This window comes from Clostridium sp. 001 (assembly GCF_019056555.1).
Classification (GTDB): Bacteria; Bacillota; Clostridia; order Clostridiales; family Clostridiaceae; genus Clostridium_B; species Clostridium_B ragsdalei.
On the sequence record NZ_CP020473.1, the window covers coordinates 1184567 to 1210850 of the forward strand.

Annotated in this window: 27 protein-coding genes, 1 tRNA gene and 1 pseudogene; 5 read left to right on the top strand and 24 right to left on the bottom strand. The window is 31.7% G+C overall.

What is annotated here, in order from left to right:
• Window positions 1-144 precede the first annotated feature (144 nt).
• Window positions 145-981 carry a hypothetical protein gene (locus B5S50_RS05315; protein WP_217303292.1) on the bottom strand — a complete coding sequence of 279 codons (837 nt, stop codon included), beginning with the start codon at window positions 979-981 and terminating at the stop codon, window positions 145-147.
• Between the two features lie 544 nt (window positions 982-1525).
• Between B5S50_RS05315 and B5S50_RS05320 the strand changes: the two are divergent.
• The 3 genes and pseudogenes from B5S50_RS05320 to B5S50_RS05325 all read left to right on the top strand — a co-directional run.
• Window positions 1526-2061 (top strand): annotated as a pseudogene (locus B5S50_RS05320) (recombinase family protein); the annotation flags it as partial.
• An 81-nt stretch (window positions 2062-2142) separates the two neighbouring features.
• Window positions 2143-2451 carry a hypothetical protein gene (locus B5S50_RS21510; RefSeq protein ID WP_254306715.1) on the top strand — a complete coding sequence of 103 codons (309 nt, stop codon included), beginning with the start codon at window positions 2143-2145 and terminating at the stop codon, window positions 2449-2451.
• 31 nt (window positions 2452-2482) lie between these two features.
• Window positions 2483-3310 (top strand): site-specific integrase, encoded by an 828-nt coding sequence (locus tag B5S50_RS05325; RefSeq protein ID WP_254306716.1) that lies wholly within the window; start codon window positions 2483-2485, stop codon window positions 3308-3310.
• Between the two features lie 122 nt (window positions 3311-3432).
• On the opposite strand, the gene B5S50_RS05330 is transcribed toward B5S50_RS05325, so the two are convergent.
• Window positions 3433-3507, bottom strand: a tRNA-Glu gene (locus B5S50_RS05330).
• Between the two features lie 268 nt (window positions 3508-3775).
• On the opposite strand from B5S50_RS05330, the gene B5S50_RS05335 reads away from it, so the two are divergent.
• Window positions 3776-4441 carry a metal ABC transporter ATP-binding protein gene (locus tag B5S50_RS05335; protein WP_065076692.1) on the top strand — a complete coding sequence of 222 codons (666 nt, stop codon included), beginning with the start codon at window positions 3776-3778 and terminating at the stop codon, window positions 4439-4441.
• A 19-nt stretch (window positions 4442-4460) separates the two neighbouring features.
• Complete coding sequence (locus B5S50_RS05340; protein ID WP_013239810.1) at window positions 4461-5255, top strand: metal ABC transporter permease; 795 nt, start codon at window positions 4461-4463, stop codon at window positions 5253-5255.
• Between the two features lie 63 nt (window positions 5256-5318).
• On the opposite strand, the gene B5S50_RS05345 is transcribed toward B5S50_RS05340, so the two are convergent.
• The 22 genes from B5S50_RS05345 to B5S50_RS05450 form a co-directional block, all read right to left on the bottom strand.
• Window positions 5319-5615 carry a DUF2325 domain-containing protein gene (locus B5S50_RS05345; protein ID WP_065076693.1) on the bottom strand — a complete coding sequence of 99 codons (297 nt, stop codon included), beginning with the start codon at window positions 5613-5615 and terminating at the stop codon, window positions 5319-5321.
• A gap of 549 nt (window positions 5616-6164) precedes the next feature.
• The gene (gene cobO / locus B5S50_RS05350; RefSeq protein WP_023162133.1) at window positions 6165-6680 is read right to left on the bottom strand and encodes a cob(I)yrinic acid a,c-diamide adenosyltransferase; all 516 of its coding nucleotides are present in this window, start codon (window positions 6678-6680) and stop codon (window positions 6165-6167) included.
• Between the two features lie 137 nt (window positions 6681-6817).
• The gene (locus B5S50_RS05355) at window positions 6818-7675 is read right to left on the bottom strand and encodes a kinase (RefSeq protein WP_122059954.1); all 858 of its coding nucleotides are present in this window, start codon (window positions 7673-7675) and stop codon (window positions 6818-6820) included.
• A gap of 12 nt (window positions 7676-7687) precedes the next feature.
• Window positions 7688-8464 carry a cobalt-precorrin-6A reductase gene (locus tag B5S50_RS05360; protein ID WP_065076695.1) on the bottom strand — a complete coding sequence of 259 codons (777 nt, stop codon included), beginning with the start codon at window positions 8462-8464 and terminating at the stop codon, window positions 7688-7690.
• Between the two features lie 12 nt (window positions 8465-8476).
• Complete coding sequence (locus B5S50_RS05365; protein ID WP_065076696.1) at window positions 8477-9301, bottom strand: sirohydrochlorin cobaltochelatase; 825 nt, start codon at window positions 9299-9301, stop codon at window positions 8477-8479.
• A 34-nt stretch (window positions 9302-9335) separates the two neighbouring features.
• A complete protein-coding gene (gene cobJ / locus B5S50_RS05370; RefSeq protein WP_023162137.1) occupies window positions 9336-10058 on the bottom strand; it encodes a precorrin-3B C(17)-methyltransferase in 723 nt (240 codons plus the stop codon).
• A gap of 243 nt (window positions 10059-10301) precedes the next feature.
• Complete coding sequence (cbiG, locus tag B5S50_RS05375) at window positions 10302-11297, bottom strand: cobalt-precorrin 5A hydrolase (protein WP_217303293.1); 996 nt, start codon at window positions 11295-11297, stop codon at window positions 10302-10304.
• Window positions 11278-12054, bottom strand: a complete 777-nt coding sequence (gene cobM, locus B5S50_RS05380; protein ID WP_023162139.1) for a precorrin-4 C(11)-methyltransferase — start codon at window positions 12052-12054, stop codon at window positions 11278-11280. The genes cbiG and cobM overlap by 20 nt, the downstream gene beginning before the upstream one ends.
• 12 nt (window positions 12055-12066) lie before the next feature.
• Window positions 12067-12732, bottom strand: a complete 666-nt coding sequence (locus B5S50_RS05385) for a cobalt-factor II C(20)-methyltransferase (protein ID WP_065076779.1) — start codon at window positions 12730-12732, stop codon at window positions 12067-12069.
• A 179-nt stretch (window positions 12733-12911) separates the two neighbouring features.
• Entirely contained in the window at window positions 12912-13478 is a 567-nt protein-coding gene (cbiT, locus tag B5S50_RS05390; RefSeq protein ID WP_217303294.1) for a precorrin-6Y C5,15-methyltransferase (decarboxylating) subunit CbiT, read from the bottom strand.
• Between the two features lie 17 nt (window positions 13479-13495).
• Window positions 13496-14113, bottom strand: coding sequence for a precorrin-6y C5,15-methyltransferase (decarboxylating) subunit CbiE (cbiE, locus tag B5S50_RS05395; RefSeq protein WP_065076699.1), 618 nt, complete (start codon window positions 14111-14113; stop codon window positions 13496-13498).
• 22 nt (window positions 14114-14135) lie between these two features.
• Window positions 14136-15218, bottom strand: a complete 1083-nt coding sequence (gene cbiD, locus B5S50_RS05400; protein ID WP_217303295.1) for a cobalt-precorrin-5B (C(1))-methyltransferase CbiD — start codon at window positions 15216-15218, stop codon at window positions 14136-14138.
• Window positions 15219-15243: 25 nt separating this feature from the next.
• Window positions 15244-15864 carry a precorrin-8X methylmutase gene (locus B5S50_RS05405; RefSeq protein WP_013239823.1) on the bottom strand — a complete coding sequence of 207 codons (621 nt, stop codon included), beginning with the start codon at window positions 15862-15864 and terminating at the stop codon, window positions 15244-15246.
• A 38-nt stretch (window positions 15865-15902) separates the two neighbouring features.
• The gene (cobT, locus tag B5S50_RS05410; RefSeq protein ID WP_023162145.1) at window positions 15903-16979 is read right to left on the bottom strand and encodes a nicotinate-nucleotide--dimethylbenzimidazole phosphoribosyltransferase; all 1077 of its coding nucleotides are present in this window, start codon (window positions 16977-16979) and stop codon (window positions 15903-15905) included.
• Window positions 16980-17085: 106 nt separating this feature from the next.
• Window positions 17086-18420 carry a cobyrinate a,c-diamide synthase gene (locus B5S50_RS05415; protein WP_065076701.1) on the bottom strand — a complete coding sequence of 445 codons (1335 nt, stop codon included), beginning with the start codon at window positions 18418-18420 and terminating at the stop codon, window positions 17086-17088.
• A gap of 23 nt (window positions 18421-18443) precedes the next feature.
• On the bottom strand, window positions 18444-19418 hold the full coding sequence (gene hemB, locus B5S50_RS05420) for a porphobilinogen synthase (RefSeq protein WP_065076702.1): 975 nt from the start codon (window positions 19416-19418) through the stop codon (window positions 18444-18446).
• A 5-nt stretch (window positions 19419-19423) separates the two neighbouring features.
• Entirely contained in the window at window positions 19424-20884 is a 1461-nt protein-coding gene (gene cobA / locus B5S50_RS05425; RefSeq protein ID WP_065076703.1) for a uroporphyrinogen-III C-methyltransferase, read from the bottom strand.
• A gap of 10 nt (window positions 20885-20894) precedes the next feature.
• Window positions 20895-21767, bottom strand: coding sequence for a hydroxymethylbilane synthase (hemC, locus tag B5S50_RS05430; RefSeq protein ID WP_065076704.1), 873 nt, complete (start codon window positions 21765-21767; stop codon window positions 20895-20897).
• Window positions 21764-22426, bottom strand: a complete 663-nt coding sequence (locus B5S50_RS05435; protein ID WP_065076705.1) for an NAD(P)-dependent oxidoreductase — start codon at window positions 22424-22426, stop codon at window positions 21764-21766. The genes hemC and B5S50_RS05435 overlap by 4 nt, the downstream gene beginning before the upstream one ends.
• A 21-nt stretch (window positions 22427-22447) precedes the next feature.
• Window positions 22448-23557 carry a histidinol-phosphate transaminase gene (locus tag B5S50_RS05440; protein WP_065076706.1) on the bottom strand — a complete coding sequence of 370 codons (1110 nt, stop codon included), beginning with the start codon at window positions 23555-23557 and terminating at the stop codon, window positions 22448-22450.
• A 33-nt stretch (window positions 23558-23590) separates the two neighbouring features.
• Window positions 23591-24544, bottom strand: a complete 954-nt coding sequence (gene cbiB, locus B5S50_RS05445) for an adenosylcobinamide-phosphate synthase CbiB (RefSeq protein ID WP_065076780.1) — start codon at window positions 24542-24544, stop codon at window positions 23591-23593.
• A 50-nt stretch (window positions 24545-24594) separates the two neighbouring features.
• Window positions 24595-26112, bottom strand: a complete 1518-nt coding sequence (locus tag B5S50_RS05450) for a cobyric acid synthase (RefSeq protein ID WP_217303296.1) — start codon at window positions 26110-26112, stop codon at window positions 24595-24597.
• Window positions 26113-26284: the final 172 nt, after the last annotated feature.

The following is a 26284-nucleotide window of genomic DNA, read 5'->3' on the forward strand; positions in this document are numbered from 1 at the left end:
GCCTTATTTGTAATATCCTTACTATTTCAAAAATTTCATTAAATATGATCTCCTTTTACGTACTCTTAATTCCTTGCCAATATGTATAATATATATATTGGTTCCATTCATATTTATTTTGAGACATCAAGAGTACCCTACAATTCATTCTACTAATTTTTCCAACTCTGAAATTTTATCTTTTACTGTTTGCTTAATTTCATTATATTTTTCATCAAAATTAAATTTACTTGCATCTCCTTTTTTTGATTCAACCTTAACTCTTTCCCACTCAGTCTTTAAATATACTTGAGTTAATAGCATTATTAATTGTGAACTATACTTTACTTTTTTAACACATTTTTTTATATCATTATTAATATAACTAGCCAATTCATTACATATATCAAAACCCAATTTACCAAAGTCTTCTTTTTGAACAATATCTTTAATATATTGTTTAAATTCTTTTTCACTCTTAAAAATAATTTTATTCTTTATTAATACATTAACTAACGTCTTCTTTGTCATTTCCAAATCTTTATCCTTATAAAAATAGAACTGAATAAGTTTTTTGCGTCCTTCAAATTTCTTTTTTTCATCATTACTGTAAATATTATACTTTTTTAGTTGTAGAAATGTTTCTAAAGACTTATTTAATTCTTGAATTATATTTATAATTTTTTTATCTTGTTTTCCTTTAAAATTTAAATGTAATTCAATTTTTGCAGTTATATTTCCCAAGTCACCAAAGTACTCATTAAGATTTTCAGGAAAAGTCGTATCATAAAAATATCTAACTTTACTTAAGTATTCAGATATATAATCTTTAAGTTTTTGCATCCATTCAACTCTATTACTTGTTATAATTTCAGCAGTCCTTTGCTTCTTAGACTGGCTAATTACAATAAAAATATTTATAAATGCACTTATAAGAGAAATTCCTGCAGCTATTATAGCACCTATTACAGCTCCATTTCCTGGTTCAATTTTCAGAAACACTTTTACTCACCTCTTAAAAATTAATATTCAGTATATAAAAATAATTTTTCTATTTTAAGGTTATCTTTTATTCACCAAATTCTATACTCATATATAATGTTACCTACATCAACTCTTTAGATAATATTTCTACAATATGAATCAATATCCTTTAACTTTCGTTCGTCAACATATGACTTGTTTTTTAATATCATTGTATTTATATATCTTTATATTGTTCTAATTTTTACCTAAAATAAATGTCTGCTTATTCTTCAAATAACTTTAGGCGTAGTCATTTTGACCACACCTAACTCTAATATGTAATTTATAACTTCTTTTCTTATCCTGTAAGCAATACTTCTAAGCACTCCATACATTTCATTGGCTTCCAATTAACGTTTTAATTATTTTTCTATATTACTTTATATGCTTATCAAAACACACTGTTATATATAAAAGGTAAGGCTTTATATATAACTTTCATTACGTAATCTATTTTGACATGCAAACAAGTGTTTGCTAGAATTAACTTATTAAATACTAATATTGGGGGTATTTACTAATGAAAGCAGCAATATATAGCAGGAAATCAAAATTCACTAGTAAAGGTGAATCTATAGAAAATCAGATTGAAATGTGTAAAGAATACTGCAATAAAAATTTTGATGAAGAAATTGAGTTTATTATATAGAAGATGAAGGTTTTAGTGGTGGAAATGTAGACAGGCCTCAGTTTCAACAAATGATAAAAGACGCAAAGAATGAGAAATTTGATGCTCTAGTATGTTATAGACTTGACCGTGTAAGTAGAAATGTTGCTGACTTTTCTACCACTCTTGAACTACTACAACAGCATGATATATTTTTTATAAGCATAAAGGAACAGTTTGACACAAGTACTCCTATGGGTAAGGCTTATGGTATATATAGCCTCTGTATTCGCACAATTAGAGCGTGAAACCATTGCTGAACGTGTACGTGATAATATGATTGAATTGGCAAAACGGGCCGTTAGTTAGGTGAGCCTCCTCCTATGGGGTTTAAATCAGAAAAAGTGCTTTACTATGATGCTGAAATGGAACAAAAATCCATGCATAAGTAAAAATCTTATCAGGAGCAATGTCTCCTATATATTTTTTAATTTTATATCGAACAAAAATTATATCAAGGAGGTACTTAAATGGCAACAAAAACAAACTTTATTTCTAATGGGAAAAAGTATTATAGAATAAACTATGATATTGGTATGAATGCTGATGGGAAAAGAATTAGGAAACAATTTGTTGGTAAAAGTAGAAAAGGAGCTGAAAAAAAGAAACTAGACTACATAAATAACATGAATGCTGGTTTAAAAGATACAAAAAATATGTGGCTTGCACAAACATTAAAAAGTTGGTTATTTGAAGTTGTAAAAATGTCTGGTAATATAAAACCAACTACATTTGCAAGATATGAAGGATTATATAGAAATTACATAGAAATTACATAGAAATTACATAGAAAATTCTCCTATAGGATGTATGAGTTTAGATAAATTGGAGTCAATACAAATACAGAGATATTATAATAAGCTATTTAGGCAAGGCAAAAGCAGCAATCAAATTAACTATGTAAATAAATTTTTAAAACAATTTTTAAATTATGCGGTTGACTGTGGATATATTCTCAAGAACCCATGTAGTGGGAAAAAGATTGCTATTCCAAAAGAGAACTCAGATAAAGTATCTGAAAGGCATATCCTTGTATTCAATAATGAAGATCTAACAAAAATAGTTAAAGCTGAAAGCTCTAAAATTAAATACATTGCTTTATTTTCTTTATCAACAGGAATGAGGCGTGGAGAAATAATTGGCTTAAAAGAAAATGACATTGACTATAAGTTAAAAGAAATTCATATTAGAAGATCTGTGGCAACTACTACAATTTTTGATAATAACAATAAAAAAAGTAAACAAACTATAGTTCAAGAACCAAAAAGCAAAAACTCTAAAAGAACAATTCCACTTCCAGCATCATTAGTAGAAATAATCAAAGCTTCAATTAAAATTAAAAAATCGGAAAAACTAAAAGCTGGTAGTAGCTATTGCAAAGACAACTTAGACTACATATTTCTAAGTGAACAAGGTAACTTAATTAACGCTGGAAATTTGGACAAAACATGGTCAAAATTCTTAAGGTCCTTAAATATTCCTCACAAAAAATTTCATGCTTTAAGACATACATATGCTACTAAGCAATTTGAAAATAATATGCCTTTAAAAACTATTTCTATGCTATTAGGTCACAGCAGTATTGAAATAACTGCTAATATTTATACTCATGTTTTAAAAAAAGAAAAAGAGAAATGAGCTGATATTTTACCTGACATTAAAACTATGGTGTAAAAATGGTGTAAAATTTTAAAAAAGCACACCTTAAATCAAAAAATAAAAACGGCTTAACTATTGTAGTTAAGCCATTCTTTGATCTTTGGTAGTCCCTAGGAGAATCGAACTCCTGATTTCACCGTGAGAGGGTGACGTCTTAACCGCTTGACCAAGGGACCATATTTAATTTTCGCAATCAACATTTAATATTATATATCCTGATCAGCAATTAGTCAACACTTTTTTCATTTTTTATTCAATATTTTTTCTAAAAACTTTATTTTAGATAGCATCCATTCTAGATACACAATTAAAAACATTAAAGATTGAATTAGAAATTAATATTTTAGTTGCAACTAGTTCGCAACTAGTTATATAATAGTATATGTCGGTCTTATATGTACTGCACCTATCGTGTACATTTAATATAAATGGAGGAAATCATTAATGATAGAAATTAAAGATCTGACATTTTCCTATACAGGTAAATGTCCTTATTTAATAAATAAAGTAAACTTAAATATTCAAGACGGAAGCTATGTTTCAATTTTAGGCGAAAACGGCAGCGCTAAAACCACCCTTGTAAAATTGATTTTAGGACTGTTAAGTCCTTTAAGCGGCAGTATACACATAGCAGCTGAAAGAATTGGATATGTACCTCAAATAGTAGATAATTTTAATTCTGAATTTCCAATTACAGTTTCAGAACTAATGAGATGTCATAGTAAAGTTTTAAAAATAAAAAATAAAAAATCTGCAAATATATGTCTTGGTTCTGTTGGAATGAGCGATTTTAAAAATAAACTGATAGGGAATCTTTCTGGCGGCCAGCGTCAAAAAATATTTATAGCAAGAGCTCTCATTGGCTACCCTAAACTCCTAATATTTGATGAACCTTCTACTGGAATAGACGTTCCAAGCCAAAAAGAAATATACAGTATAATAAAACATTTAAATAGGCACCAATCCATAACGGTTCTAGCTGTAGAACACAACTTAAAAGCTGCTCTGGAAAATTCTACCCATATCTGTACCATGAAGGATGGCAATTTAAAAATGTATACTGTTGAAGAATACAAACAACAAGTACATAATCTATCTGATTTTAATTAAATTTTACTGGAGGAAAATCATGTTACAATACGGTTTTATGCAAAATGCAATTATTGCAGGTATATTTATATCTATACTTTGTCCTGCTGTAGGCATATTTTTAGTCTTAAAAAGATATTCTATGATTGGAGATACCCTATCTCATTCATCCCTCGCTGGAGTTGCAATAGGTCTAGTTTTCGGATTCAATCCAATACTAACTGCTTTTATATTTACTTCCATTGCAGGACTCGTAATAGAGTTTTTACGAGATTATTATAAGAAATACGCTGAATTAATACTTGTTATAGTCCTTACATTATCCGTTGGTATTGCCATTGTACTTATAAGTACTGGAAAAGCCAATGCAGATGTAAACTCCTTTCTTTTTGGAAGTATACTTACTGTATCTGAAAATGACATTTACACAGTAGTTATATTAAGCATAATTTCTGTTATAACTTTAACTCTTTTACATAATGAATTATTGTATATAACCTTTGATGAAAATGGAGCAAAAGTGTGCAAAATAAAAGTAAAGCTTATAAATTACATATTTGCCCTTTTGGTAGGTGCTACAATTTCTGTTTCTATACGAATTCTTGGGATTCTTGTAATTTCATCCATGATAGCTATGCCCGTGGCTGCAGCCCTTCAACTTCACAAAGGATTTAAAATTACATTTTTATTTTCAATAATATTTGGATTTCTAGATATAATGATTGGATTATTCTTGTCCTATTATATAAATAGTGCCCCTGGTGGTACTATAGCAATTACTTCAGTTGTATTGCTTTTAGTTGTTATTATAGGTAAAAGGTTATTCAATAAATAACTTTCTATGTTCTCAGATATGTTTAGGTATTTATAAATTTAAATACTTACGCATATCTTAAGCTCATTGGTTTACTATTTTTGTAGTATAATTTTCTATATTCTCTCTTATACTTGGCCAGGAACGTTTGCAAAACATTACTTCTACATTATTTCTCCTTGATCTTTCTTTTATTATGTTAGCCATATTATGTCCTATATAATCTATAAGCACCAATACCAAATCTGTATTTTCGTGAATTTTTATTTTTCTATCACCTTTTTTTCTTCCTGTAACATGGCCAATTTCATTAAATCCCTTTTCTCTCAATTTATCTTCTATATTTCCAAGTCGGTCTCCTCCTACTACTAAAATACTCATAAATTAATTCCTCCTCAATTTATAATTGATATTAATTCTCATAATCAATTATAAACTGATATCACTATTTTGTAAACCTTATATTGCGACTAAGCTAAAAACTCTATATAAGTCTTCTAACTTAAAAATCAACTTATACGTAGAAATATTTTTACAATAGTGAAGCTCTTTTAAATACTTTGTATATAAGTCTTAGGGAAAAATTTAACGAGCTGAAGGTTGTAAGAAATTGCTCATCGAATAGTTTTAATTGATAATCTTAGAAATGCTATTGTTTTGTAAACTTTATATAGAGCTTCTAACTAAAATTTAAACTTATACATAAAATGTAATGACAAAATTGAAAGCACCTTTAAAAACTTTTCCATAAGTCTTAGCGAGGTATTTTAGAAAATCTTAGGAACTTAGATATGTTTGAGGCACGAGTTTAGCTAAGGTTCTTAGATTTTCAAAATACCAAGCTCTAGACTTATTAAAAGTTTTTATGGTGCTAAAATTTGTCATTACATGACCTGTATAAGTTGATTTTTTGTTTAGAAACTCTATAGGTTAATTCTCTATTCCAACTCTTGCTGGAACCCCTTCAGTATAGTAATGCTTTATTTCCTTCATTTCTGTAACTAAATCTGCTCTTTCTATTATTCTCTTATCTGCATATCTTCCAGTTAGTATTACTTCAGTCTTTTCCTGCTTTTTATCTAAAATTTGCAAAACTTCATCTACTGTAAATAGCTCATAAAATATAGCTATATTTATTTCATCCAATACTACTACATCATAATCTCCCTTTGTAACTATTTCTTCAACTTTTTTAAGTCCAGTTTTAGCTGCTTCTATATCAGCTTTGCTTGGTTTACCGCATATAAAGCAATTTCTTCCAAACTGTTCTAATGTAAAATTAGGTAAATATTCTTTTGCCTTTAACTCGCTGTACTCCATTCCCTTAACAAATTGTCCAAAGAATACTTTTTTACCAGCACATACAGCTCTAAGAGATAAACCTAGTGAAGCCGTAGTCTTACCTTTTCCGTTTCCAGTATAAACTTGAATATATCCTTTATCCATAACAAACAACCCTCTTCCTTATAATAAGTTATTTTCTTTCAAATGCCTAAATTCTTTCTCTTACTTTAAGTTTATTAGTATGCATATATTATGTCAATAATTATTATAAATAGAATTTTTTCAATCACATAATCATACTAAATACATTCCACTGGCAGTAAAATTTCACTTAAAGCCTTTACTTTATATATCTTTATATTTTTTAAATTTAATCCTCCTAGGAACTTTTCTTCAAATTTAAACTTTTCTGCATCATCATATATTATTCCTAAAACATTTCCACTATGTGCACCTATTATTCCAAGGCCTGAAGTTTTTTCTTTTATATCCATCACTAAGTTTAAAAAGTCATAATAAAGCCGCTCCTGATTTTTCACTATACTTTCAGTTGATACATAGGCTAGCTTATGTAAATCTTTTTCTTTCACTGCTTCTTTAAGTATTGGAACTAAGTCTTTAACATCACATAAATTAGGTAAATTTTTGTGATTAAATTCAACTGTATCTACTGTTTTATCTCCTTCAAAAGCAAGTATATTATAAGATAAATAATCTCCTATGGTGAATTTATAATTACCACTTTTGTAATCAAATAAAGTCATCTTATTAAATACTATACTATCCGTAGGTTCGATATCTATACAGTTTTTCACAAGTTCTACCTCATTGAATTTTTTATTAAACATATTAATAAGACAATAATAAACTCCACAAAGATCTGCCGTACTACTGGCAAGTCCCTTTCCATATGGAATCTCGGAGTTTATTTCTATATCTAGACTATCAAAATACTTTTCATATCCCCAGGATTTAAGAATATTGTACAAAAAACTAGAAGACTTCTTTAAGTACCTTTTCCTTATGGGATTATTACATTCTATAAGCTTAACTTTAGTATAAATATTTACTGGACAAGACAATAAAAGATCTCTATTTTCTATTTTTCCCTGAAGTATCTCTCCAAAACTTCCAGGATAAATTGTTGAAGTCTCCATAAAATACACCCTTTACAAATTTTTTATTGTCTTTATATATTTCACAAGTTCATTTACATTGTAAAAAACATTAATATTATCATAATTCATTTTTTTTCTTCCAATTATAAAAGCATATATTCCACAATCCAGACAGGCTCTTATTTTTTCATAAGTTCCGCCTTCCCTTCCACTGTCTTTAAGCAGCATGGCTTCAGCTTCATAATCTTTTATAAAGGCACAATTTAGTTCATAGCTGACAGGCCCCTTTAAGGCAATTATATCCCCTAGGTCTATTTTTCTGTCATTACATTCCTTTATAACTTTAACAGAAGGTAAAACTCTATAAATTATTCTATTTTTAAGGTTTAGGCCCAACACCTTATCTAAGCTCTTACTACCTGTAGTATTTAATATAGTTCCCTTTATCTCTTTAAGCTTCACTTTAAGCTCATTATAATCCTCTACTTCTACAACTTTAGCCTCATTTTTAAATTTTTCTATACAAGAGGGCCTTTCATATCTTATATACTGTATATTTAGCTCATTGCATGCCTTAATTACATTTTTAGTAACTTCCACTGCATAAGGATGTGAGGCATCCACTAGTACTTTTACACCTTTTTCCCTTAATTCACTTATAAGATCATGAAGATCAAGTGGTTTATTATTCATATAAGCATATTTATATTCTTTAAGAAGCTCTCCACCATATTCCGTTGCTGTAGATACAAATATATCAGAAGTAAATTCATTTAGCAAAGAAAGTATTTTTCTACCTTCAGAAGTTCCAAGAATTAATCCTATCATATGAAAATCTCCTTACATTCTAACTTTCATCTTTTCATCCATAAGAGGATTGCCTTCTATACAATCTCTAATGTGCTGCACATATATCTTCTGAAAAGCCTTGTTTTCTCCAAGTCCATGAAGATATGTATCTATTTCAAATCCTTTAGATTCAAGTATTTGTTTCCAAGAATCCTTGTCTTCACCTGCCATGTCATTTGTGGCATGATCTCCTGCTACTAACATAAAAGGCATTAATGTTACTTTCTCAATATTGTTTTTTTTCAGCTTAGGTATTACATTATCAATTTCAGGATACCCCTCTACAGTAGCTATAAAAATATTTCTTATTTTCAAATCATCTAATACATATTGAAAAAGAGCATAACTAGAATTACTATGATGCGAAGAGCCATGTCCCATTAACACTACAGCTTCATTTTGACTAAGAGGTGGAAGCTGCTTTTCTAATGCCCTTGCAGCTATTACATAATCGCTTTGCCTATAAAGTACAGGGCGACCTAAAACCAGTTTACCAAAAGACCCTTGATATTCATTTATACAGCGAACTACCTTGTCATATTCATCTCCTGGCATTATATGTAGTGGCTGAACATAAACTTCTCTAAAGCCTTCATTTTTCATTTTATCCAGGGCCTCAGGCACTGTGTCTATATAAATTCCCTTTTGATTTTTTAATTTTTTAATTATTATTCCGGAGGTAAAAGCTCTTCTAACTGCATATCCCTTAAATTCATTTTTAATTTCATTTTCCGTGTCTTCAATACAGTTTTTAAGTGTTTCCAATATGCTCGTACCAAAACTTACCACAAGTATTCCTCTTTTTGCTTCCTTCAAATCTTATCACCTCTTTTAAGAATAGTTTTTAATTCTACTGTGGAATTTTGTAACCACGGGGAGTTATAAATACCCCATCTTTTATATAACTGTTACTGTTTCCTATTATAACTACAGACATCATGTCAACTACGCTATCATCAAAAGAATCAAGTGTAAAAAGCTTATGCTCCTGACCTTCTCTAAGTGCATTTTTAACTACGGCTATAGGGGTATCGCCTTTCCTGTATTTTTTCACAATATCAATACATTCTTTTAAATAATGAGGTCTACCCTTACTTTTAGGATTATAAAGTGATATTACAAAATCTCCAGAAGCTGCAAGTTCAATTCTCTTTTTTATAAGCTCATAGGGAGTCATAAGATCACTTAAACTTATGTTACAGTTATCATGCATAAGAGGTGCTCCAACTATGGAAGCTGCTGCAGAAGAAGCTGTAAGTCCTGGAATTACTTCTACATCTTCATCTTTTCTCATTTCTAAGATGAGCCCTGCCATACCATATATTCCTGGGTCACCTGTACTCACTATGGAAACTACGTGGTCTTTTGAAAGTTCAAGTGCTTTTTTACATCTCTCCACTTCAGCTCTCATACCTGTTGAAATTACCTCTTTATTTTTAATTAGATCTTTTATCATCTCTATATACTTAGTATATCCTACAATTATTTCACTATTTTCTATTACCTTTACAGCACGTAAAGTCATATTTTCATATCCACCTGGTCCAATTCCTACTACATAAAGTTTACCCATTTTACACACATCCTTTATCCAGTGCACAATTCACAATTTACAATGCACAATTTTTAAATCAATAATTTTTTTATCTGATGGCTACCTACTGTAACACTCCCACTTCTATCAAAGTGGGAGATAACAGTAGCTACGCCCCTAGATAATTCATCTAAACTTAGTGGGAGAAACAAAACTCTAAAGAGAAAGCGACTATCATCAAATCAAAGATTTGAGATATCTGCTTTTCCCACTAAGTAAGATTCATTGATGTACTTCACCTATACACAAGGTCATTCCATTTGCCTTTATTTTATCCGTAATTAAAGATGCTCCCGTAAGTTCTGTGCAAGGCTCACACACTGCCCTTACACCTATGGTTTTTTCAACAAAGTCACTGCCTTTATAGTTGTGATGTACCTTCTTTATATCTTCTATAGAATAGATTTTCAAATCACATTTGAAATATTCTGCAAGTTTTAATATGGCCTCTTCCTTTGCCTTTATTTCCACAGTAGAAATATACTTTACAGCCCTTTCATCTATATTATAATCTAAAAGCAGCTTTTTAACTGTTTCTATCATCTGCTTCGAATCGAAATTTTTCCTACAGCCAACTCCCAGCACAATATTTTTTCTTATGAGTTTTAATGTTTTTATATCTCTAAAATTTTCCTTGCCAAAGGCTTTACATTTATTTGTAACATACAAAAGTCCTTGTATATCGTCTGAATTGATGCTGTAACCTTTGGGAGCATCCAACAATTTATCCTCATCTATAAATCCTACTTTTTTGCCTTCCACCAAAAGGGCAGCTATGTATTTAGCATCTTTTAAATCATTTATAATGAGTCCATTTTCTTTTGCAAAAACATCCGGTGCTTTTACCCCAATATTGTCCGTAGCTGTAGTTATTACAGGAACAGCTTTAAGGATATTTGCCAATTTGCATGTAAGTTCATTTGCCCCGCCTAAATGACCACTTAAAAGGCTGATTATGAATTTACAGGAACTGTCTATGACAACTACTGCAGGATCCTTATCTTTTGATTTTATAAAGCTTGCTATGGCTCTTACAGCTATACCCGTAGAACTTATAAATACAACTGCCTTGTAATTTGACATGGCAGTTTCCGCTGCATCTTTAAGTTTAAAACCTTCCATATTATTTTTAGAATAAAGATCTATAGGAAAATGCTTTTTTATCTTATCACTTATTTTATCTCCTGCAGTTGTAACGCTAATTACCGCTATTTTCATTTTTTGCCTTTCTGAACATATGGGTAAAATTTTCATCGTACAAAAGGCTTTTATCATATTTGCAATTGATAAAATCTCCTACAAGTATCTGCGCTGTCTTTGTTATATTTTCCTTCTTTACTTTTTCTACAATATCATCCAAAGTTCCTATAACACACTTTTCATCTTCCCAGGTAGCTTTTTGAATAACTGCTATAGGCACATTTCTACCATAGCCTTTCTTTAATTTTTCCACTACCTTGTCTATCATGCTTACAGACAAAAACAGTGCCATGGAAGCTCCTACAGAAGCTAATCTTTCCAAATTTTCTTTCTCTGGTACGGGAGTTCTTCCCTCTACTCTTGTAAGAATTATAGTTTGGCTTATACTTGGCAGGGTAAATTCTCTGTTTATAGCAGCTGCTGCAGCCGTAAAGGAACTTACTCCTGGAACAACTTCATAATCTATTCCAAGCTTGTCTAGTTCATCCATCTGCTCTCTTATAGCCCCATATATGGTTGGATCTCCTGTATGCAGTCTAACTATTTTCTTTCCTTCTCCATGATATTTTTTTATAACATCGATAACTTCATTTAAGGTCATGGAAGCAGAATTATATATTTTTACTCCAACTCTACAGTATTCCAAATGATCTTTGCTTACGAGTGAACCTGCATATATAACCACATCTGCAGTTTTTAATATATCTCTTCCTTTAACTGTTATTAAATCAGCATTTCCCGGTCCTGCTCCTATAAAGTAAACTTTATTTGTCATGTTCTTCCTCCTTTAATCTCTTTGGGCTATTATAAGAGACATATAATCTCTGCTTTTTAGTATATCTTCTCTATTTTTAAGTATTTCTTGTCCTTCTCTATAAGCTCTCTTTACACATACATACTTGAATCCTTTTTCTTCTAATACATCTAACACATTTTCTTCTTTTCTATACACTTTCATTATTACTACAAATTTTTCATCTGTTATCTTATCTACCTGAGATGCAGGAAGGATCAAGACCCTTTCATCTCCTATAACAATGCTCTGTCCTGCCAGACTTGCAGCAGCACAAAAAGATGTTATTCCAGGCACAGTTTCTGTTTTATACCCCTTGTTTTTAATATGCTCCAAAAGATATATATAGGTGCTGTATACAAAAGGGTCACCTATAGTCAAAAATGCAACATTTTTACCTTCATTTAATCTTTCCTCTATAGTCTTAAAAGCTTCAAATATCTTTCCTTCCTGCTCTTTTCCACCCATTGGAAAGTGTTTTATTATAACTTCTTTACTTTCATCTACAAAATTTTTAGCTGTATCAAAAGCTATGCTTCTATCTCCATCTTTTGCTGAAGGTGCAACTATTACTTCACATTTCTTTATTACATTTACAGCTTTTAGCGTCAGTAATTCTTCATCTCCAGGTCCAACTCCTATACCATAGAGAGTACCCATCTTTAAGGTATCTTTTTCCATAAGTTTTCACATCCTCACTACATAATACAAAGTTTAAAGTCCAAATATCAAAGTTCAAATAATGATGACTTCCTTCGCACCTCAGCAAATCTATAATTTTAATGTTTTGTGATATTAGAAGATAAATTGTCATTATCTGTTATTTGTTATTTAACAAATTATAAATTACGAATTGCACTTACTATAAATATACTATTATTAGAAGTCATCATATAGCTATTTGCCCTGGTCTTGTTTATTGATACTTGTATGCATTCTACTTCATAATTCATACTTTTTAAAGTATCCAAAGTTTTATATAAATTATTTAAGGTTATAAAATTGAGCACCATTTTTCCATTTTCTTTTAGCTTTGCACCATATCTCTTTATTATTTCCTCTATATTTTCTCCGCTGCCGCCTATAAATACAGCATCAAAATAAGGCTTTATACTGCTCTCTACTTCAAGTGCTTCTCCTTTTACAACTGTTAAATTGTTTACATTGAATTTTTCTATATTTTTTTCAATTACAGAAAGTGCTTCTTCATTTTTTTCAATGGCAACTACCTGTCCCTTAGAGCATATCTTAGCCATCTGCACACTTACAGAACCTGTCCCAGCACCTACATCCAGCACCCTATAATCTGACTCAACGCCAAGTTTTGCAATGCTGAGTATTCTAATTTCCTCTTTTGTCATGGGACAGTTTCCTCTTATAAATTCATCATCTTTTATATATCTCATAAAAATTTCTCCCACTTTTATAGAGTTTTATTTTCAATTACAACTACACAAAGACCTCCAAAGTCTTTATTTTTTAGCTCTGCAGCACTTCCTGAAGTGATTTTCTCATCCTCGTAAGAAAGATTTTCTCCTACATGCACTACTGCATCTACAGCATTTTCTTCTAGAATGCTGCACAGATAATCTGGTGAATGTTTTTTATCTGTAAACCATATAGAAATATGATTTTCCTTCACTATGCCTAAAAAATCTTCCTCTCTGCCGTGGAGACTTCCTAAAAAGGCTCCCTGCCAGCTAAGTTTTACTTTTGCCATCATATATTGAAAAGAGCTTATACCTGGAATAACTTCTATGTCACCATCATAATTCTTTTTTAAATACTCTGTTATACCATAGTAAAGTGGATCTCCAGAAGCTGTAACAGATACGCTTTCATATTTTCCAGATTGCAAAATATCAAGTATATCCGTTAACTTTTTTACCTTTATCTTATTGCCTTCTATAAAGTCCAAACTATCTACTGCTCTTTCAAAACCCAATATAGCCTGCGACTGTTTCATTACAGCTGCAGCCTTTGGAAGTATGTAATCTTTATTTCCAGGTCCTATGCCTACTATAAAAACCTTTGTATTCATAACCACACCTACTATTAAAATTTTACTTAGAAAGACTGCTGTAGAGAACTCCTCTTTTCATTGAATACATTATAACATCTGCTTCGATTGAATTATAGGTGTACTGTTCTATTCTATTTTTTACCTTAATACCTATATTTTCATAAAGCTCGTCATATCCATCTCCTAGAAGTTCCACAGCTCCTTCTGTAGTTTTTTCATTATACACTTTTTTTACAAGTTGCAAGTCTTCTCCCATTAAAGCAAGTTCCAGTGCCATTGTCTCAAGTCTTACATCTGATACCCTGCTGTGGGTGTTAAAACATCCTGAAGCAATTTTACTCATCTTACCTATATGTCCAATTACAAGTACTTTCTTTATGTTTTTGTTCATACAGCATCCCAGTGCAAAGCCAACATAGTTAGACATTATAACCATCTTGTTTTTATCCAGCTTCAAACTAGCTGCCATATTTTCTCCCATGTTTCCAAAGAGAAGTATAAGATCTTTGCACCCTTTAGCTATCTTTTGATTTATCTCAAGTTCCACAGACTGTTTAAGTGCTTCCTCAGACATAGGCATTACAATTCCACTTGTTCCAAGTATAGAGATTCCTCCTACTATATTAAGCCTTGAGTTAAATGTCTTCTTTGCTATTTTTTCACCTTCGGGCACAAATATAGTTATTTCTACACCTGAGTTTTCGGGAAGTACTTCTTTTACTTCTTTTTCAATCATCTTTCTAGGCACAGGGTTTATAGCAGCTTCACCTTTTTTCACATATAGTCCTTCACCTTTAACTATTCCAACCCCTATGCCGCCTTTTAATCTATATCCTTTAGATATTTTATTTGCTCTTGCCCATATCTCTATGCCATTTGTTATGTCTATATCGTCTCCACCATCTTTTAAAACACAGCACTCTACAAAATCTTTTCCATGCTTTACTTTTTCAATAGGTATCACAAGTTCAATACCTTTTGGAGTATCTATTTTCACTTCTTTTAAATCAGTTTTAAAATACAGCATAGTGGAAGCAGCCTTTGCAGCTGCTGCCGCACAAGAACCTGTAGTATATCCACATCTAAGTCTTTTTCCATCACAATTTACATACATGTCAAGCACAATATCACCACCTAAAAGTGCTAAATTATCTAGTTATCATATACATAAGTGCATTTACTATAGCAGCTGCTATGTTACTGCCACCTTTTCTTCCCCTTATAGTTATCATAGGTACATCAAGTTTTTCTATTTCCTCTTTGGAGTCTGCAGCTCCTACAAATCCTACTGGTGCTCCTACTATAAATTTAGGCTTTGCCTTTCCGGCTAAAGTAAGCTCCTTTAATTTATAAAGTGCTGTAGGGGCATTTCCAAATACAAAAAACTCCACACCTTCTTCTACAGCTTTTTCTACAGCTGCCATAGAACGAGTTATTTCTTTTTCTTTAGCTATATCTGCTATTTCACTTCTACTTACAAAACATTCTACTTTGCAGTTTAGCTTTGCAAGAGCCTTTTTATTTATTCCTGCTGCAGCCATATTTGTATCTGTATATATGGTAACACCTTTTTTTAAAAGTTCCAGGGCACTATCTACAGCTCCTTCTCTTATATAGAGTATATCTTTATATTGAAAATCTCCTGTAGTATGTATTACCCTCTTCACTATAGAAAGTTCTCTTTCAGGGAAATTACATTCTCCCATTTCTTCTCCTATTATTTCAAAACTTCTTTTCTCTATTCCCATAGGTGATTTTATATAATCCATAATAATCTATTCTCCATTTCCTTATATGAAGTTAAAAACTACTTTTCCCTTATATCTATAAATTTATCTGAATTTTTTACATCAGCTTCTTCAAAAGTTGCCATATTGTCCATAGTATAAAGTGCGGCCTCTATTACTGAAAACTCTAAAGGACATCCTGAACCTTCTCCAAGTCTCATATCTAAATTTAACATAGGCTTTAATCCCAGTTCCCTCATCACATAGCTTATAGCTGGTTCTGCAGAAAGATGAGAAGGAAATAAATAATCTCCTACCTTTTCGTTTAATTTAAAAGCACATAAGGCAGCTGCCGAAGATATAAATCCGTCAATTACAATAGGTACTCTATTTTTTGCAGCTCCTAAAAAGCACCCGCACATTCCTGCTATATCAAACCCACCTACTTTTGACAATACATCAATAATATCTTTTGGATCTGGTTTATTTACATCAATAGCAGCTTGTACAGCTTTCTTTTTACTTTTAAGTTGTTCATCTGTTATTCCAGAACCTTTTCCAACTGTAAGGTCTACTGGTAAACCTGTGATTGCACTTAAAATTGCAGAACTAGTGGCAGTATTACCTACACCCATTTCGCCTGTTCCAAAAAGGTTATATCCCTTTTTTACAAGATCATCTACTGACTCTATTCCTGCTTCAATGGCCTTTATGCATTCTTCTCTAGTCATGGCTGGTCCTTTAACCATGTTTTTAGTACCGTAGGCTACTTTTTTATTTATTATTTTAGGATCATCAAAGTCATAATCCACTCCTACATCTACTACAGTTATGTCAGACTTGGCAAAATCTGAAAGCACACAAACTCCTGTTATACCTCTTGCAAAATTTTTAGTAACTGTTACTGTAAGATCTTTAGGACAGTTACTTACCCCTTCTTCTACTACTCCATTATCAGAACACATAATAACTATATTTTTTTTATTTATTTTATTATGTATTTTTCCTGTAATTCCTGCCATCTTGGCAGCTATTTCTTCAAGTTTTCCAAGGCTTCCTATAGGTTTTGTCAAGCTGTCCAATCTTTTCCATGCCTTTTTTACAGCCTCTTCATCTTTTCCCTCTATGCACTTTAAAGTTTCTTCAAATAAACTCATAATACATACCCCCAAATTTACTTTTAAAATTATTAAATTGACCCTTTACTATATAAGACACTAAAAACACAAAAATAGTAACGCATTTTTTAAAACTTTTTTATTTTTATTTTTTTGATGCCCCTGAAATCTTTTGTAACATATCTAAGTTTCCGAAAAAATGGACATGGGCATAAGCTCCTAAAGTATTGTTTTTAACATAGCCGCAGTTCCATTTTTTTATTTTTCCATCGTAAGTATCTTTAGTGACGTTGTAAATTTTTTGTTCCTGTGAATCAATATAAGATTTATGAAACTCATGACAATTTACTTTAAGTCCTAAAGGTAAAATGTTATTTTTTTCAGCCACTTCTATCTCTGCATATCCAAAGTTTTGTAACCTTGAAGTCATGTGAGCCTTTCCTTTAAAAAATCCAACTGTATCAAAAACAGCACTTTTATCTACATTTTCCATACCCTCTGTCAAATACATAAGTCCGCCGCATTCAGCATAGCACCTAAGTCCCGCTTTTAATTCTGTTTTTATACTTTCCATCATAGATCTATTATTGCTAAGCTCTTCTATAAAAACTTCAGGATATCCGCCTCCTATGTACAAAAAATCTATATTAGAAGGTAACTTTTTATCTTCAAGGGGACTAAAAAATGTAGTTTCACCTAGTTCCTCTAAAAGTTCTATATTTTCCTTGTAATAAAAGCTGAAGGCTTTATCGTAAGCTACTGCCGTTCTTATCTTCCTATTTTCAATATGATAGTCGTCCTTAAAGTTCTTGTTTTCCTTAAAACATCCCAGCAGCATTTCAACATCCACATTTTTTAAAATGAGTTCACTGCATAGGTCTATTTTTTCATTTAAGTCACCTACTTCACTGCTTTGGACAAGTCCTAAATGTCTACTCTTAAGGGAAAGCCTTTCATCCTTTGGAATGTAGCCAAATACCTTTATATTGCAATTTTTTTCTACAGCAGCTTTCAAAAGTTTATAGTAACTATCTCCTATATTATTAAATATAACTCCTGCTATATTTAAATTTTCAAAGTTCACTATTCCATTTATTTCAGCACATAAGGTAGTACTTTGAGACTTAGGGCTCATAACAAGTACCACAGGCAAGTCCAGTACCTCAGCTATATTAGCTGTAGAATACTTGCTGTCTATCCCCTTGCCGTCATATAATCCCATAACACCTTCAATTATTCCTAGGTCTCCTTTTCCTCTACTGAAAGAAGCCTTTACTCCCTCTTCTCCCATAAGGTATAAATCCAAATTTCTAGAACTAGTTCCAGTTATACTTCTATGAAATGCAGGATCTATATAATCCGGTCCCACTTTGTAACCTTGAACTTTATAACCTTTTTTCATAAGTGCTTTCATAAGTCCAATAGTTACTGTAGTCTTTCCGCCTCCACTACTGTTTGATGATACAATAATACTTTTCAATACCCATCACCCTATTTCATTTTTTACTTGAAGTCTTCTTTAATCCACCTGCATATGTCAAGAGCATAATAAGTAATTATCATTCCTGCTCCTGCCCTCTTTATGCAAGTTAGCATTTCTTTTACTATGGCTTTTTCGTCTATAAGACCAGCTTTAGCTGCTGCTTTAACCATGGCAAATTCTCCACTTACATTATAAGCCGCTACTGGCAAATCAAATTTGTCCCTGGCAAGTCTCACTACATCTAGATAAGGAAGAGCTGGTTTTACCATTATTATATCTGCCCCTTCTTTTATATCATCTTCTATTTCCAGCATAGCTTCTCTTACATTGGCTGGATCCATCTGATAACCCTTTCTGTCACCAAATTTAGGTGCTGAATCCGCTGCATCTCTAAAAGGTCCATAAAATGCAGAACAGTATTTGGCACTGTAAGCCATTATGGCTACATTTTTAAATCCATTTTCATCTAATATGTTTCTAATAGCCTCAACTCTTCCATCCATCATATCAGATGGTGCTACCATATCTGCTCCAGCTTGTGCATGAGAAAGTGCTATTTTAGCTATATATTTAAGTGTTTCATCATTGTCTACTTCATGTCCGTTGAGTATTCCACAGTGGCCGTGGCTTGTATACTCACACATACATACATCTGTAATTACATAAAGTTCTGAGTCTAATTCTTTTAGTTTTCTAACTGCCTTTTGAATTATTCCATTTTCCTCAAAAGCTGAAGTTGCCACCTCATCTTTATGATCTGGAATTCCAAATAAAATTACACTCTTTACTCCCGCATCTTTAATTTCTTTTACAGCTTCAGGAAGTCTGTCAATAGAATAGTGGTAATTATTGTCCAGTGAAGATATCTCTTCTTTAATATTTTCTCCTTCTACCACAAATAATGGGTAAATAAAATCGCTTGGATTGAGTACAGTTTCCCTAACCATATCTCTTATAATTGGATTCTTTCTAAGTCTTCTGTGTCTTCTAAACATGTTTTTTACTTCCCTTCTAATAGTCGTTTTATAACTCCGTCTGTAGTATATTCTTCAGACATTTCATAATCTATATCATGCTTTTTCAGCTCTTTACCTGTTATAGGTCCTATAGAAATTACCTGCTTTTCCCTTATAGCAGAAAGTCCTACAAGTTCTATCATGTTTCTAACTGTAGTTGGACTTGTAAAAATAACTGTATCTACATCATTAAAACAATTTTTATCAGTTAAGCTACCAGCTATTGTCTCATAAGTATAACATTCATCTACTATGCAGCCTTCTTCTCTCAAGGCTTCTGCCAAATAAGGCCTTGCATTTTTAGATCTTGGAATAAATACTTTGTCTCCTTTTCTTATGAAACCTTTCATTTTATCATGGAGACTTTCAGCTACAAACTTTTCTGCCACTATTTCAGGTATAATTCCCTTATTTTTTATGGCTCTTTCTGTAGCAGGACCTATAGCTGCAAATTTTCCTTTTATATTTCTAATATCATAATTTTCAGTTAGAAGCCTTTCAAAAAAGCTATTCACCCCATTTACACTGGTGAAAATAATATAATCATACTCCGGCAATTTATCTAAATACTCTTTGATATTTTCTGAAGTATATTTTATTTCTATAGAATGTATTTCAGTAACCTGAGCTCCTAAATCAAGAAGTTTTTCTCTCATTTCACGAGACTGGGCCTTTGATCTTGTGATACATACATTTTTCCCAAAGAGAGGCTTTTTCTCATACCAATCAAGCTGATCATTGAATTTTATAACATCTCCTATGACTATTATGCAGGGAGAAGTTAATCCTGCCTCTTCAGCTTTTTCTTTTATATCTTTTATTTTTCCTACAACTTTTTTCTGCTTTGAAGTAGTTCCCCTCATAACTACTGCACAAGGAGTATTTTCATCCATACCATTTTCCTTAAGCTTGCTGCATATTACTTCCAAGTTTCTAAATCCCATTAAGAAAATCAGTGTTCCTCCTATTTTAGCTGCAGCTTCCCAATTTATATCCAGCTTTTCAGCAGTCTTTCCTGTAAAGATATGAAAGCTTCGAGCTACCTTTCTATGAGTTACAGGTATTCCTGCATAATTTAAGGCTGATATTGGAGAAGTTATTCCCGGTATGACCTCAAACTCTATATTTTCTTTTAAAAGAGCCAGTGCTTCTTCTCCTCCTCTTCCAAATACATAGGGATCTCCGCCTTTAATTCTTCCTACTACATGTCCCTTTTTAGCAAGTTCAACTAACATGTTATTTATTTCATCTTGATTTTTATAATGGCAACCTGGTTCCTTACCACAGTAATATATTTCACAGTCCTCATTTACATATTTTAAAATTCCAGGGCCTGCCAATCTGTCATACATAACTGCAGTACATTCACTTAGTTTTCTCACTGCCTTTAAAGTTATAAGTTCTTCATCTCCAGGTCCTGCACCAATAAGATAAACTTTACCCATAGTATCCTCCTTAAGCTTTCAATATCATTTTTGCAAGTTTTTCACCTAAAACCATATAATCTTCCTTGTTCCCTGTTACATCTTTTTTTATAAGTTTATTTCCTACCATGAACATTCCCATGATATTTATAGTATCTTTATCTATTTTTGCATAAGCACCTATGGTGGAATGACAATCTCCATTTAATGTCCTCATAAAGCTTCTTTCAGCTTCTACACAAATTCTTGTATTTTCATCGTCTAATTTACTGAAAAAGCTCTTATTTTTACTATCTTTTTTTGTTTCTATGCCGAGAGCTCCTTGTCCAATTGCAGGTACCATATCTTCCACTTTAAAATACTCAGTAACTAGTTCATCTAAGTGAGATCTTTTAATTCCTGCAGCTGCCAAAACTATACCGTCTAAATTTTGGCTTTCTATTTTACTTATTCTAGTCTGTATATTTCCCCTTATAGGAGCTATCTCTATATCCGGCCTTAATATCTTTAACTGTTCTGCTCTTCTATTGCTACTTGTCCCTATTTTAGCTCCTCTAGGAAGTTCATTAAAAGGTACTTTATCTTTAGATACAAAGGCATCTCTTACATCTTCTCTCTGCATAATAGCAGCTATTTCAAAATCTTCCGGCACATCAAAAGGTACATCTTTCATACTGTGAACTGCCGCATCTGCTTCATCTTTGAGAAGTGCCAGTTCAATTTCCTTTAAGAAAAGACCTTTTCCACCTATTTTGTTTAAAGCTATGTCAAGTCTCTTATCTCCCATTGTTTCTATAAGCACTTTTTCACATTTTGCATTATAATCTTTTTCCAGTATATCCATTACTATTTCAGTTTGAGTCTGGGCTAATTTGCTCTTTCGAGTTGCAATTTTAAAATTCAAATGTTATCACCATCCTGTGTTATCCTTAAATTTGCTGTTGTAAAAAACATATTTATTACATCTAGGGCCTTTCCCTTTTTATAAAAAAAGTAAAAATCCTCTGTGCATATAAACTTCATAATTTTTTTCTTATCATCTATACTACAAATGCTGTTTCTTATATGAGAAGTAAATTCTACAAATTCATCATAGCCTTTTATATAATTTACCAGCTTGTTTGCAATAAATACAGAAGTTACAGGTGATACTCCTTTTGTATTTATCCCAATTGAAATATTTTTAGTATTTCTCTGGCAGGGTGTAATGCAATTTCCATTTTCAGGCTTAGTTGCATCTATATATATTTTACATAACTTTCTACAATCCTCTGCTATGCTGTTGTTTACTTTCACATCATCTGTAGCTATTACCACAAGGTGCTTGTCTTCTATATACTTCTTTTCATACTCTGCATTAATTATATTTACATTAGAGAGACCAGATATATTTTCAAAATCATCCATAAACTTTTTAGACAATATATAAACCTGGCATCCTTTTTTTGAAAAGGTTTTTGATTTAATGTAAGCTGCATGTCCTCCACCTAATATAATTACTTTTATTTTAGGAGATAGCAGTGACACAAGCATATTATTATTTTCTAAATTGTTTACCTTCATCTCTCCTTCTCCCCTTAAAACTTAAGTAGTTACATCTTTACTTATTTTTTTTAACACCTGTAGTATTCTTTCATTTCTCCGCCTATCTTTTACTGCTAATCTTATAAATTTACTATCAAGTTCCTTAAAATTACTGCATCTTCTTATGAGAATATCTTCCTTTAAACATCTATCATATAGCTTCTCACAATCTTCATATTTCATTTTGCATAATACAAAATTGCTGTAGCTATCATACACTTTTTCAAACAAAGGGATTTCTTTTAACTCATCTATCATAAATTTTCTTTCTTTTTCTATCCAGCAAATGGAGTCTTCTATGTATTTCTTATCTTTAAAAACATTCTCAGCTGCTATTTCCGCAAAAGAGTTTATGTTCCATGGATTTTGTTTGGATTTTATACTTTTTATTAAATTTTTATTTTTACAAAGACCATATCCCATTCTTATTCCCGGAAGTGCAAAAAATTTAGTAAGAGCTCTGATTAAAAATACACATTTATATTTCTGAACTTCCCTTAAAAAAGAACATCCTCTTTTTCCTGTAAACTCCACAAAAGCTTCATCTATAATTATTGTTTTATGATTTTCCTCACAGTAATCAAGTATTTCTTTAAACTTCTCTTTATCTATTACGCCGCCATTTGGGTTATTGGGATTACCTATAATTAATGCTTCTGACTTTGTGATTTTTTGTCTGATATCTTTATAATCATACTCCATATTCTCTTTTAAATGTGAATGTATTATTTGGCAGTTCCATTTTGCTGCATTTTTTTCATATTCTATAAAAGAAGGTACTACAATGCAGATGCTTTTAAAAGAACTTATTACAAGATCTATTATTTCTGCAGCTCCATTGCCTAATACAATGTTTGTATCTTCCATGCTGCTTGATATTTTTTCTTCTTCAATATAAAAATAACTTAACGAGAAATTTATGTACTCTTTTATTGAATTTTTAAGTTGTCTATACTCCACATCAGGATATTTTTCTACATCTTTTAATGCTTTCTCTATATTTTCTTTGAAACTTAAAGGTACTCCTAGTGGATTTATATTTGAACTGAAATCCAAAAGCTTTCTTCCCTTTAAAAGTCCCTCTGTATATATATCTCCACCATGTTCCATAATAACACATCCCTATATCATTAATTTTCTAAATTACGCTCTGGGTAATCCAATTATAACTATTCCACATAAAATCATAAAAAGTATTTCAGTAAAATACATAATTATTATGCACTGTCCTATATGTTTAAAACTTAGTTCCATAAGTTTATCCCCTATAGTAGGTTTATATACTACTTGGCCAAAATAAACATTTGTGCCACCAAGCTGTATTCTCATAGCCCCAGCTGCTGCTGCCTCAGGATAGGCACAGTTAGGACTCTTGTGATTTTTCCTGTCCCTTATCATTATTTTAAAAGACTTAAAAGGATTTCCTTTTACTACAAAAGCTGATATACACATAAGTACCCCTGTAATTCTAGAAGGTATAAAGTTAAATACGTCATCTACCTTTGCAGGGAAAAATCCTATGTACCTATACTTTTCATTCATATATCCAAGCATGGAATCCATGGTATTTATCCCCTTATAAAGCATAGCAAGTGGTGCTCCAAAAATAGCTGCATATATAAGTGGTGCTATTACTCCATCGGAAGTATTTTCCGCCACAGTTTCCACATCTGCCCTTATTATTTCCTGACTGCTTAAAGAGGATGTATCTCTTCCAACTATATAAGAAAGCTTGGTCCTTGCATCTTCAATATCTTCTTTTTTAAGGGCATAGGATACTTTTTTCGCCTCTACAGCAAGGCATTTAGCAGAAATAGTTGTCCAAATAATAAATGTATTTAATATGTTATATAAAATAACATTTTTTCTTAAAAGCATCAGCACTGCAAAAGGCACAATAAAACTAACCATTGCTACTAGAAATACTATCAAACCACCAAAGGCCTTTAAGCTCTCATTTTTTTTACAAAGCTTTCTTCCCTTTTTATCTAAATAAGATATAAGTTTTCCTATATATATAACGGGATGGGGAAACCAATAGGGATCTCCAATTATCCAATCAATTACAACTGCTATCACAATATCTATTAAATTCATAAATACAAAAGAACTGGACAAATTTAACCCCTCTTTTCTAATATTAATTATTATCTTTTAATGCCCATAATACTATATATCTTATCTATATCTAAATTCTTTCGCACTATGCTTGCTAACTTATCCAATTCTCCTTCTCTGAGATTTTCATATGCTTTTGATTTTTTATACCCTAATCCTTTATTTTCCCTTATTTTATTCACAATGAATTCTCTAAAGTCAATTCCATCAAAAACTCCATGTATATAAGATCCAATTACATTTCCTGACATATTTATGGCACCATCTTCTGTGTCAACCTTTTTACCATTTTTATCAGTTATATTAAATAATGGTCTTGCATCTTTTCCATATTTGCATATTCCCATATGTATTTCATATCCGTATACATCCAATTTTCTATTAGTTAAGGATTCGCCGTCCTTTTTCATTGGGAAGTCAATTTCGCTTTTTGCATTTACTCTAGTTGTAACTTTTTCTTTTTCAAATATAGTTTCTATGTCCAAAAGTCCTATACCTTCTACTTTTCCTACATCTGTCTCCACTCCATAAGGATCTTCTATGACTTTACCAAGCATTTGATATCCACCGCACAGTCCTATGACAAGTCCAGTTTTACTATATTCTTTTATACGGTCTTCAAGGCCGCACTGCCTAATTTTAAGTAAATCTTCTATAGTATTTTTACTTCCTGGAATAATGACTAAATCCGGATTCCCAAACTCTTCTACAGATGTTATAAATCTTACGGAAACGTCTTCTTCACTTTTAAGTGCATCTAAATCTGTAAAATTAGATATATGAGGCAGCTTTATTACAGCTATGTCAATAGGTGCTGTAACCTTTTTATTGAATTCTACAGCTCCATCTTCATCCTCAAGGGCCAATCTAAAATGAGGTATGACGCCAAGGCAAGGTACCTTTACTATATCCTCAAGCATCTTAAGGCCAGGCTCCAGTATATCTTTGTCTCCTCTAAATTTATTTATTATAGTACCCTTTACTCTTTTTTTCTCATCCTCTGTAAAAAGCAACATTGTTCCTGCAATGGATGCAAATACTCCTCCTTTGTCTATGTCTCCTGCTAAAAGTACTGGTGCATCTACTGATTCTGCCATACCCATATTCACAATGTCTCTATCTCTTAAATTTATTTCTGCAGGACTTCCTGCCCCTTCCATTACTATTATGTCAAATTTCTTCTCCATCTTTTCAAAGTGTTCTTTAAGCATATCCCTAAATTCCAGCTTCATATTATGATATTGCATAGCAGTGCTGTTGCCATACACTTTTCCGTTAACTATGATTTGGCATTTCTTATCTGAAGTTGGTTTTAACAATATAGGGTTCATATATGCTTCCGGCTGCAATCCAGCTGCATAAGCCTGAAGTACCTGAGCCCGTCCCATTTCTTTGCCATCTAATGTTATATAGGAATTCAATGACATATTTTGAGATTTAAAAGGACACACTGAATAACCATCTTGTTTAAATATTCTACAAAGGGCTGAAACAATTATACTTTTTCCTACAGAAGAACCAGTTCCCTGAATCATAATTTTTGCCATAACAATTACTCCTCCCAAAACTTCCTAAATATAATAAAAAGTTTACTTTTAATTAATACACACATATCTATATTAAAACCAAAAGGCAGTAAGCTTTAGAAAGCTAACTGCCTTTAACATAAAAACCTCAACTTAAGCTGAGGTTAAACACACTAAAAGTTTCTCTCCCTCC